This is a genomic window from Streptomyces sp. NPDC023527, assembly GCF_055560115.1.
This window is the reverse complement of sequence record NZ_JBVHJJ010000017.1, coordinates 1-11,097: the sequence shown is the minus strand read 5'-3', so window position 1 is coordinate 11,097 and position 11,097 is coordinate 1. Positions and strand designations below refer to the sequence as shown.

Here is an 11,097-nt window from a genome sequence, read left to right as displayed (position 1 = left end):
AGTCCTTCACCCTGCGCACCCCGGCTCCTCGCGCTCACCCGTCGTCCTTCACCCCGCGCACCCGCACCGGATACGCCACCTCCCTCGCGCCCTCCTGTTCGACCTCCACCTCCGTGCCCCGCAGCCGCGTCGTGAAGCGCGCCACCTCCACCGGCCCCCAGCCGTCACCCGCGTCCGCGATCAGCACCCCGCCGCCCGTACGCCCCGCGGCGGGCGCCCACACCTCCAGCTCCACCTGCCCGTCCGCACCGGCCACCGGCACCACCGAACCCGCCCGCGCCAGCACCGGGATCCGCGACAGCGGAGCGTCCAGCAACACCTGCCCCGGCCCCTCGTGCGCCCGCCCCGTCGCCGTGTCGTACCACCGCCCCCGCGGCAGCCGGACCGCCCGCCGGTCCGCACCCTGCTCCAGCACCGGCGCCACCAACAGCGAATCACCCAGCAAGAACGCGTCCTCGCAGTCCCGCAGCGCCCGGTCCTCGGGCGAACGCCACCACACCGGGCGGACGTACGGGGCACCGGTGCGCCGCGCCAGATGCGCGAGCGTCACGAAATACGGCACCAGCCGGACCCGCTCCCGCAGCGCCGCCCCCGCGTGTTCGAGGATCTCCGCGCCGAACTCCCACGGCTCCCGGCGCCCCGCGAAGACCGCCGCGTGCGTACGGAACAGCGGCAGATACGCGCCCAGCTGGAACCAGCGCAGATACAGCTCCGGCGACGGCGACCCCGTGAACCCGCCGATGTCCGGACCGGAATACGGCACCCCGCACAGCCCCAGACCCAGCACCAGCGCCAGCGACGCCCGCAGCCCCGGCCAGCCGGTGGCCACGTCACCGGACCACGTCCCGCCGTAGCGCTGCATGCCCGCCCAGCCGGACCGCGAGAACAGGAACGGCCGGTCGTCCGGCCGCAGCGCGCGCACGCCCTCATAGCCGGCGCGCGCCATGGTCAGCCCGTACACATTGTGCGCCTCACGGTGGTCACCGCCCCGGCCCTCCAGCGCGTGCCGGGCCGACAGGGGCAGTGTCGGATCGCCGAACGCCGCGAACGACACCGGCTCGTTCATGTCGTGCCAGAAGCCCGCGAAACCCTGCGCCAGCCGCTCCGCGTACAGCCCGCCCCACCACTCACGCACCGCGGGATCGGTGAAGTCGGGGAAGACCGCCTCGCCCGGCCACACCACCCCGCGCACCTGACGCCCCCGGGCGTCCCGCACGAACGCCCCCGCCTCCGTACCGCTGTCGTACGCCGACAGACCCGGCTCGGCCTTCACCGCCGGGTTCACGATGGACACCAGCCGCACCCCCTGCTCCCGCAGGTCGGCCGCCAGCCCCGGCAGATCCGGGAAAGCCTCCCGGTCCACGGTGAAGACCCGGTGGCCGCGGTAGTGGTCGATGTCCAGATGCAGCGCCGACAGCGGCAGACCCCGCTCCACATAGCCCGCCACCACCCGCCGCACCTCCCGCTCGCTGCCGAATCCCCAGCGCGCGTGGTGGTGACCCAGCGCCCAGGCGGGCGGCAGCGCCGCGCCCCCGGTCAGCGCCGCCCAGCCGTGCAGCACGCGCGCGGGAGTACCCACGATCACCCAGGAGCGCAGCGGCCCGCCGTCCATCCGCAGCTCGCAGCGGCCCGGCCGGTCGTGCCCCGAGCCCGCCCCCTCCTCGCCCTCCCGCAACGTCACCCGGCCGTCCCAGGAGTTGTCGTGAAAGGCCAGATGCGTGCCGGCGTCCGCCACCACCAGCTGCACCGGCATGGTGATGTACAGCGGATCCTCCTCCGGCTCGAACGGCCCCGGATCGGTGTTCCACAGCCGGTACGAGCCGTCCCGCAGCCGAGGGCCCGCGGCCCGGCCGCCCAGCCCGAAGAACCGGGCGTCCGCCGGCACCTCCGACCGCTGCGTCCAGCGCGCCCCCGCGGTCCGCCCGGCGGCCGGATCCACCGGCTCCCACCAGCGCGGCGGCAGATCGCGCCGCAGCAGCACCCCGCCGGGCGTGCGCACCTCCACCGCGCCGTGCCGGCTCACCACCACCAGCACCCGCTCGGACACCACCCGCCAGCCGCCGTCCTTGTCCGGCTCCAGCACGGCCCGCTCGTCCACCTCCGGTACGGGCCCGGCCAGCGCGTAGGAGGGATCCGGCCCGGCACCGTCCCAGCCACAGAACACCGCGCCGCCCGCCGCGACCCGCACCAGCAGCGACGACCGGGCGAACCTCACCACCCCGCCGCCGGGCCCCGGATCGGCCCCCAGCGCCGCGCCCGGCACCCGCGCCCGTTCCGCGCCCGGCCGTGGCAGCCCCGCCGCGTCCGCCCGGCGCCGCCGCCACGCGGACCGCACGGACCGCAGCCCCTGTGCCGTCCCGACCGTCCTCATCAACCGCCGCAGATCCCGCGCATCCATGCTGCTCAGCCTGCCACCGCGGCCCGCGGGCGCGTGGTGCGTTCAACTGTCGTTCACCCCGCCGGGAGCCCGCCGGCCGCCGCGGGTTATCCACAGGGCTGGTGTACGAGTCGATCACATGGCATCGTCCTCGTCAGCCGTGTCCCGCGCAGAACCCGCCGGTGCGCGCGGCGACGCCCACGACGCGTACAGCCGGGAGCAGCCAGATGACCACCGCACCGCAGCCCGCCACCCAGCCGGAGCCCCTGTGGACCCCCGGCCAGGACCGCGTCGCCCGCGCCCAGGTCACCCGCTTCCACGCCTGGGCCGCCGAGCGCCACGGCGCGCCCGCCCCCGTCGCCGGCGACCCCGCCGCGAGCTATGCCGCGCTGCACCGCTGGTCCGTCGAGCGCGTCGAGGACTTCTGGCAGGCCCTCACCGAGTGGTGCGACGTCCGCTTCTCCAGCCCGTACGAGCGGGTCCTCGCCGATCCCGCGATGCCCGGCGCCCGGTGGTTCCCCGGCGCCCACCTCAACTACGCCGAGCACGCCCTGCGCACCGCCGAGGACCCCGCCCGCGCCGCCGAGCCCGCCCTCCTGCACGTCGACGAGGCCCATGAGCCCACCCCGGTGAGCTGGGCCGAGCTCCGCGCGCGGGTCGGCTCCCTCGCGGCAGAGCTGCGCCGCCTCGGCGTCCGCCCCGGCGACCGCGTCAGCGCCTATGTGCCCAACATCCCGCAGGCCGTCGTCGCCCTGCTCGCCACCGCCGCCGTCGGCGGCGTGTGGACCTCCTGCGCGCCCGACTTCGGCGCCCGCAGCGTCCTGGACCGCTTCCAGCAGGTCGAGCCCGTCGTCCTCTTCACCGTCGACGGCTATCACTACGGCGGCAAGCGCCACGACCGGGCCGAGACGGTCGCCGAGCTGCGCGCCGGACTGCCCACGGTCCGCGCGGTCGTCCACATCCCGCTGCTGGGCACCCCGGCCCCCGAAGGCGCGCTCGACTGGGACGCTCTGACCTCGGCCGACGTCGAGCCGGTCTTCGAGCAGGTCCCCTTCGACCACCCGCTGTGGGTGCTGTACTCCTCGGGCACCACGGGCCTGCCGAAGGCCATCGTCCAGTCCCAGGGCGGCATCCTCGTCGAACACCTCAAGCAGCTCGCCCTGCACTGCGACCTCGGCCCCGGCGACCGCTTCTTCTGGTACACCTCGACCGGCTGGATGATGTGGAACTTCCTCGTCTCCGGCCTCCTGGTGGGCTCCACCGTCGTCCTCTACGACGGCAGCCCCGGCTACCCCGACACCGCCGCCCAGTGGCGCATCGCCGAACGCACCGGGGCCACCCTCTACGGCACCTCCGCCGCCTATGTGATGGCCTGCCGCAAGGCCGGCGTCCACCCGGGCCGCGACTTCGACCTCTCCCGCGTCAAGTGCGTCGCCACCACCGGCTCACCGCTGCCGCCCGACGGCTTCCGCTGGATCCACGACGAGGTCGCGCAGGACATGTGGATCGCCTCGGTGAGCGGCGGCACGGATGTCTGCAGCTGCTTCGCCGGCGCCATGCCGACCCTGCCGGTGCACATCGGCGAGCTCCAGGCCCCCTGCCTGGGCACCGACCTCCAGGCGTGGGACGCGCACGGCAAGCCCGTCGTCGACGAGGTCGGCGAGCTGATCGTCGCGGGCCCCATGCCGTCGATGCCGATCCACTTCTGGAACGACCCCGACGGCAGCCGCTATCACGACAGCTACTTCGACATGTTCCCCGGCGTCTGGCGCCACGGCGACTGGATCACCCTCACCTCACGCGGCAGCGTCGTCATCCACGGCCGCTCGGATTCGACCCTCAACCGCCAGGGTGTCCGCATGGGCTCCGCCGACATCTACGAGGCGGTCGAACGGCTCCCCGAGATCCGTGAGTCCCTCGTCATCGGCGTCGAACAGCCCGATGGCGGCTATTGGATGCCGCTCTTCGTCCATCTCGCGCCCGGCGCCGAGCTCGACGACGACCTCCTCGACCGCATCAAGAGCACCATCCGCCAACAGCTCTCCCCCCGCCACGTCCCCGACGAGGTCATCGAGGTCACCGGCATCCCGCACACCCTCACCGGCAAGCGCATAGAGGTCCCGGTCAAACGCCTCCTCCAGGGCACCCCCATGGAAAAGGCGGTCAACCCCGGCTCGGTCGACAACGTCGACCTCCTCCACTTCTACGAGAAGCTGGCCCGCGACCGCGCAAAATCAAGCCCGTCCGGCGGTTGAGGACAGGACGCGAGCCCCCACCGAGCCGCCCGCGGTACCACCGAGCCCGTCCGGCGATTGAGGGCAAAACACCAGCCGTCCGGCGGTTGAGGACAAAACGCCAGCCACCCAGCCGCACCCACCCCCTCACCCCCCATACGTGGCCTGCGTCTCACCCAGCGCCGCGGCGAAGTCCGCCGCGAACCCCACCGACTCCGCCACCCCCAGACCCGCCGTCGTGACCCGGACCCCCGGCCCCGCGGCAATGCGGAACCGCGCTCCGGCGGCGACCCACCACCCCGCCGACCGCAACCCATTGACGACCGCCGCCTCATCCCGCACCGGCACCCACACGTTCAACCCGCTGGCCCCGTGCGCGGCGATCCCGTGCCGCGCCAACTCCCCGAGCAGGGCCTCGCGCCGCAGCACATACGTGTCATGGGCCTCGGACACCAGCGCCTGGGTCGCCGCGTCGGTCAGCAGCCCGGCCACCGCCTCCTGCAGGGCGTGGCTCACCCAGCCGGACGTCAGCAGCAGCCGCCCGTCGTGCCGGGCCAGCGTGGTCGCGTCGCACGCCAGCGACGCCCACCGCAGATCCGTGCCCAAGTACTTGGTGACGGTACGGACCTGGGCCCACCGCGCCGGTCCGCGCGCGGTCAGGCTGTGCAGCGGCGCCCCCGCGATCTCCGCCGTGTGGTCGTTCTCGACGACCAGGACATCCGGCGCCTCCGCCAGCACCGCCGCCAGGGCGTCGCGCCGCTCGGGCGAGAACCACCCGCCGTAAGGATTCTGCGACCGTGGACTGTAGACCACCGCCCGGACGCCCGCCCGCAGCGCGGACCGCAGGGCATCGGGCCGCATCCCCTCGTCGTCCACCGCCACCGGCACGGACCGGAACCCCAGCGCGGGGACGAGATCCAGCAGATGGTGGTAGCCCGGGTCCTCCATCGCCACCGTGTCACCCGGCCGCAGCTCCACCGACAGCAGCCGTGCCACACAGTCGAGCGCGCTGTGCGCGAACGTCACATGGCCCGACGGCACGCCGTCCCGCTCGTACCAGGCGCGGACGAGCTCCTCCAGCCGCGCCACCCGAGGCGACGACCGGTGCGAACGCGCCCCCGGCACGAGCCGCACGGACGGCAGGCCGTGCGGGAGGAACGCCTCGTCGGGATGGCCGCCCGCCAGGTCGCGCAGCCCCTCCGGCACCTTCGGCGGCCGCCGGGAGGCGACCGCCGGGGCCTCGGCCACCACCGTCCCGCCACGCCCGCGCGTCATGACGATGCCGCGCCCGCGAAGCTCCTTGTACGTGGCCGCGACCGTCCCCGGACTCACTCCGAGCCGCTCGGCCAGCGTGCGTACGGGCGGCAGCGCGCTGCCCGGCGGGAGGGCCCCGTCGGCGACGCCCCGTTCGATGGACGCGGCGATTCCCTTGGCGTTCGTACCCGTGAACTCATATTGTGTTGCCACAGATCTGAGTATGTATCAGTACAAATGCTCGGTCAAGAGCGTCGGGTCAAGGGGGAAACACTTCATGCACATACCCGGGGGACCGGACGGCCGCCGCATGCTCGCCGTCACCTTCGTCGACAAGATGGGCTCCGGCCTCTGGGGGGCGACCGCCGCCCTCTACTTCACCTACGTCGCCGGACTCGGCACCGCGGAGATCGGCCTCCTGCTCGGCGTCTCCGGCGCCATCGGAATCGCGGGCCCACCGCTCGGCGGCCTCCTGGCCGACCGGATGCCCCTGCGGCCCCTGCTGTTCGCCGTCCAGGTCGTACGCGCTGCCGCCTCGCTCGCCCTCCTCACCACCACCGACCTGCCCGCCCTGCTCGCCATCGCCGCCGTCGGCAGCCTCGGCGACCGCGCGTCCGCCGTCCTCACCAGGCTCTACGCCACCCGCGTCGCCGGCTCCGAGCGCGCCCGCTACCAGGCCGTCAACCGCACCTCCTCCAACATCGGCTGGGCCGTCGGCGGACTCGTGGCGGCCGCGGCCCTCACCGCTGGATCGGCCACCGTCTACCGCGCCCTGCTCATCGGCGACGCGCTCACCTTCGTCGCCGCCGCGGCACTGAGCCTGCGCTGCGGCGAACCGCCGTCGGCCTCCCGGATCGTCACCACCGGCACGTCCGGGACGCCTTCCGCGCCATCACCGGCCAACCCCTGGCGCGACCGCCGCTATCTCGCCTACACCGCCACAGAAGTCGTCCTCTTCCTCGACGACTCCGTCTTCAAGATCGGTCTGCCGCTGTGGGCGGTGACGGCCACGACCGCGCCGCACGGACTCGTCCCCCTCCTGCTCGTGCTCAACAACGTGCTCGTGGTCTGCTTCCAGGTCCCCTTCGCACGCTTCGGCACCACCCCGTCCGCCGCCCGCAACGCCCTGCTGCCCCTGGCCGCCGTCTTCCTCGCCGGCGGAGCCGCCCTCGCCGCCTCGACCACCGGCACCCCATGGCTCGCCGCCGTCGCGCTCATCCTGGCCGCCACCGCCTTCACCGTCGCCGAGATGCTCCACGCGACCGTGTCCTGGGAACTGTCCGTCGCCCTCGCCCCGCCCACGGCCCAGGGCGCCTACCTCGGGGTCCACGGCCTCAGCCAAGCCGTCCAGCGCAGCGTCGGACCACTGACCGTGACCGCCGCCATCGCGGCGGGCCCCCTCGGCTGGCTCGCCTTCGGCACCGGCCTCGCCGCCGTGTCCTGCGCACAGCGACGACTGGTGCGCGACCGCGAGCGGACGGCATTGTCAGTGCCCTCGGTTACGGTGAGTGAGCATTGATCGTTCGTGCCGAGGGGGAAAGATGGCGCACGCCAGGAACGAGGCCAATCGACAACTGAAGGCGCGGCGCGCACTGCGCCGCGAAGTGCCCAGCACCGTGGCCGTGCTGGCCGACGAGGCCGACTTCGCCGCCATGCGGCGATACGGATCCTTCCACTTCGACGACCACGCGACGTATTTGCGGCAGATGGAGGGCCTGCTGCACTCACTCAGCAGACAGGGCACGCACACGAGCGTCGCCCTCTTCGACCCCGTCGGTTACGAGGAGTTCTGCGCCGACGCCCACCTCGACCCCGACACCCCCGCCAGCCGCACCCGCTACACGGCGGAGATCGCCGCGACCGGCACCAGGCTCACCTACGAGGGCCAGCCCATCAGGCGCCTGCTCCCGCAGCTCATCAACGAGGCGGAACAGCAGGCCACCTGGGAATACGCCTCCGCCCTCCTCACCCGCGGCGGTGACTGCGCCTCCTGCGGCGAGGACACCGGCCGGGCGGCCTTCGCCCGCGCCACCCAGGCGCTGCGCAGACTCGTCCGCGCGGTCGGACCCGGCGCGCACCACCTGGTGTGCAGCGTCCCGGCCGAAGGGGAGACACCGCTCGTCGCCGTCCTCCACGCCGGGCACCGCGAGGACGGCCTCCTGCACCTGAGGGAGGCGGCGACCCTGGTCTTCTGCACGGTGCTGGCCGCCGGCATCGCCACCGACCGCCCCGGTGGCGTCGTCCTGCGCACCACCGTGCCCGGCAGCCGCGACACCGTACGGGGCTGGAGCCTGCGCGACGGATGGCTGAGGCCCCTCAGCGAAGCCGAGGTCTTCGCCGCCTATTGCACGGACGCGCGGACCGGCGAACCCGTGCCCCCCGAGCCCGGCGTCGACTACCGCGCGGGCATCCCCCTGGAGGAACCGGGGGAGGGGGAGGCCGGGATGACGCACTGACACACCGACGCGCCGATACGCGAGCCGATACGCGAAAGGTGCCCCGCCGGTCGGCGGGGCACCTCACGTCAAAGGGGCGTCGAGCGCCACCGGCTCACTCGCCGGACAGCACCGCCTGCGCGGCCACACGGGCCTCCTCGGCGGTGTCCGTGGCACGGGCCGCGGCGGCGGCACGCTCGCACTGGGCCAGCGTGTGCTTCGCCAGGGTCGCGCGCACGTACGGAATCGACGCGGCACCCATGGACAGGCTGGTCACACCCAGACCGGTCAGCACGCAGGCCAGCAGCGGGTCCGAGGCGGCCTCACCGCACACGCCGCAGCTCTTGCCCTCGGCCTTGGCGGCCTCGGCGGACGCGGCGACGAGGTCGAGCAGCGCCGGCTGCCACGGGTCCTGGAGCCGCGACACCGCGCCGACCTGACGGTCGGCGGCGAAGGTGTACTGCGCCAGGTCGTTGGTGCCCAGCGACAGGAACTCGACCTCCTGGAGGATCGAGCGGGCCCGCAGCGCGGCGGACGGAATCTCCACCATCGCACCGAACTTCGCCCGCAGCCCGGCCTCACGGCACGCGTCCGCGAACGCCTTCGCGTCCGTACGGTCCGCCACCATCGGGGCCATGACCTCAAGGTAGACCGGCAGTCCCTCGGCGGCCTTCGCCAGCGCGGTGAGCTGCGTGCGCAGCACGGCCGGGTGGTCCAGCAGCGTCCGCAGACCGCGCACGCCCAGCGCCGGGTTGGGCTCGTCGGCCGGCGTCAGGAAGTCGAGCGGCTTGTCCGCGCCCGCGTCCAGCACCCGCACGACCACACGGCCCTCGGGGAACGCCTCGAGCACCTTGCGATAGGCCTCGACCTGCTTCTCCTCGGACGGCGCCTTCTTGCTGTCGTCCAGGAAGAGGAACTCGGTACGGAACAGACCGACGCCCTCCGCACCCGCCTCGACCGCGGCCGGCACATCCGCCGGACCGCCGACGTTCGCGAGCAGCGGCACCTTGTGCCCATCCGACGTCGCACCCGGACCGGACGAGGCGGCGAGAGCGGCCTTGCGCGCCTCCGCGGCCTTCGTCAGCTCGGCGCGCTTCTCGGCACTCGGGTCGACGAAGATGTCACCCGTGCTGCCGTCGACGGCCACGACCGTGCCCTCGGTCAGCTCGCCGGCGCCGGGCAGCGCCACGACCGCCGGCACGCCGAGCGCCCGCGCCAGGATGGCGCTGTGGCTGGTCGGCCCGCCCTCCTCGGTGACGAAGCCGAGCACCAGCGTCGGGTCGAGCAGCGCGGTGTCGGCGGGCGCGAGGTCCCGCGCGATCAGCACGTAGGGCTCGTCGCTGTCCGGCACGCCCGGCATCGGAACGCCCAGCAGACGCGCGACGATACGATTCCGCACGTCGTCGAGGTCGGCCACCCGGCCGGCCAGGTACTCGCCGGCGTTGGCGAGCAGCGCGCGGTAGGCGGCAAAGGCGTCGTACACCGCACGCTCGGCGGTGCTGCCGACGGTGATGCGCCGTTCGACGTCCGCCATGAGCTCCGGGTCCTGCGCCATCATGGCCTGGGCCTCGAGCACGTGCTGGGCCTCGCCACCGGCCAGGTTGCCGCGCGCGATGAGGTCGGCGGCCACAGCCTCCACGGCCTGGCGGGCGCGCCCCTGCTCGCGCGGCGCCTCATCGGCCGGGATCTGCTTGGCCGGCGGCTCGAGAACCGCCGTGCCCATGTGCCGCACCTCGCCGATCGCCACACCGTGGCTCACGCCGACGCCTCGCAGCGTTGTCTCCATTTCACCCGTCTCCGGTTGATGCGGCGGCTCGGGCCGCCGCGGTGGATGTCGTACGTGCCGTCCCCTCTTACCGGGGACGGGGTCGGCCTACTGCCAGCTGAACAGCGAGTCGCCTGCCTTGACATCGCCGTCCTCGCGAACATCGCCGAGCGAGTCGGCAGTGGCCTCGAGCGCGACGACAGGGCAGATCGGCGACTTGCCGGCCTGCTCGACGGCGACCGGGTCCCAACGCACGACTTCCTGCCCGCGCGTAACGGTGTCGCCCTTGTTGACGAGCAGCTCGAAGCCCTCGCCGTTGAGCTGCACGGTGTCGATGCCGAGGTGCGTCAGCACACCGTGCCCGAGCGCGTCGACGACGACGAACGCGTGGGGGTGGAGCGAGACGATGACGCCGTCGACGGGCGAGACCGCGGCATGGGGCTCACGCACGGGGTCAATGGCGGTACCGGGTCCCACCATCGCGCCGGAGAAGACCGGATCGGGCACTGCCGCGAGTCCGATGGCACGTCCGGCAAGAGGGGACGTCACGGTGGTCATGGGAAGCCTCCCAGGGGTGGAGATTCATCACGCGCCGTCACTGCCTGTCCTGGACGACGCACTGGTCAGAAGCGTATGTCATAGGAACTGAGGGTTCCGCACGAGCGAGGGTCGGCCGACGGAACTCTCCGTGACCATGGAGGCGACCATGGAGGCGGCCGGAAGGGCTCAACAATCGATTTGCCTCGCCGGAGCCAGGACATGTACTGTCGGATCCCTGCCCACGACCGAGGCCGCAGACAACTGCGAGCGAGGCGAGGGCGGAACCTATCGGATACGATCCATTTCCCGGATCCGCTTCTGTATGCCCGTGTGTCCATTGTGACTGCGGAAAACGAGCGGTAAGGGAGCGGGAAAAGTCCTGATAGAGTGGTGGAACACCGAAGGGAAGCGCCCGGAGGGCCCGGAAACGGGACCAAAGGAAGCGTCCGTTCCTTGAGAACTCAACAGCGTGCCAAAAGTCAACGCCAGACT

At 73.0% G+C, this 11,097-nt stretch carries 7 protein-coding genes; 3 read left to right on the top strand and 4 right to left on the bottom strand.

Annotated features, from left to right (window positions below; genetic code table 11):
• Positions 1-34: 34 nt before the first annotated feature.
• Positions 35-2,398, bottom strand: a complete 2,364-nt coding sequence (locus ACZ303_RS28570) for a glycoside hydrolase family 31 protein (protein WP_467343356.1) — start codon at positions 2,396-2,398, stop codon at positions 35-37.
• Between the two features lie 206 nt (positions 2,399-2,604).
• Here ACZ303_RS28570 and ACZ303_RS28565 point away from each other — a divergent pair, with 206 nt between their 5' ends.
• Complete coding sequence (locus tag ACZ303_RS28565) at positions 2,605-4,632, top strand: acetoacetate--CoA ligase (protein WP_467343355.1); 2,028 nt, start codon at positions 2,605-2,607, stop codon at positions 4,630-4,632.
• Positions 4,633-4,758: 126 nt separating this feature from the next.
• Here ACZ303_RS28565 and ACZ303_RS28560 read toward each other — a convergent pair whose 3' ends face one another.
• Entirely contained in the window at positions 4,759-6,078 is a 1,320-nt protein-coding gene (locus ACZ303_RS28560) for an aminotransferase class I/II-fold pyridoxal phosphate-dependent enzyme (RefSeq protein ID WP_467343354.1), read from the bottom strand.
• A 64-nt stretch (positions 6,079-6,142) separates the two neighbouring features.
• Here ACZ303_RS28560 and ACZ303_RS28555 point away from each other — a divergent pair, with 64 nt between their 5' ends.
• Both ACZ303_RS28555 and ACZ303_RS28550 read left to right on the top strand, forming a co-directional pair.
• Positions 6,143-7,384, top strand: a complete 1,242-nt coding sequence (locus ACZ303_RS28555) for an MFS transporter (protein WP_467343353.1) — start codon at positions 6,143-6,145, stop codon at positions 7,382-7,384.
• Between the two features lie 22 nt (positions 7,385-7,406).
• Positions 7,407-8,321 (top strand): hypothetical protein, encoded by a 915-nt coding sequence (locus tag ACZ303_RS28550; RefSeq protein ID WP_467343352.1) that lies wholly within the window; start codon positions 7,407-7,409, stop codon positions 8,319-8,321.
• 94 nt (positions 8,322-8,415) lie between these two features.
• Here the strand turns inward: ACZ303_RS28550 and ptsP are convergent, their stop codons facing one another.
• Entirely contained in the window at positions 8,416-10,086 is a 1,671-nt protein-coding gene (gene ptsP, locus ACZ303_RS28545) for a phosphoenolpyruvate--protein phosphotransferase (RefSeq protein WP_467343351.1), read from the bottom strand.
• 87 nt (positions 10,087-10,173) lie between these two features.
• On the bottom strand, positions 10,174-10,623 hold the full coding sequence (locus ACZ303_RS28540; RefSeq protein ID WP_467343350.1) for a PTS sugar transporter subunit IIA: 450 nt from the start codon (positions 10,621-10,623) through the stop codon (positions 10,174-10,176).
• Positions 10,624-11,097: the final 474 nt, after the last annotated feature.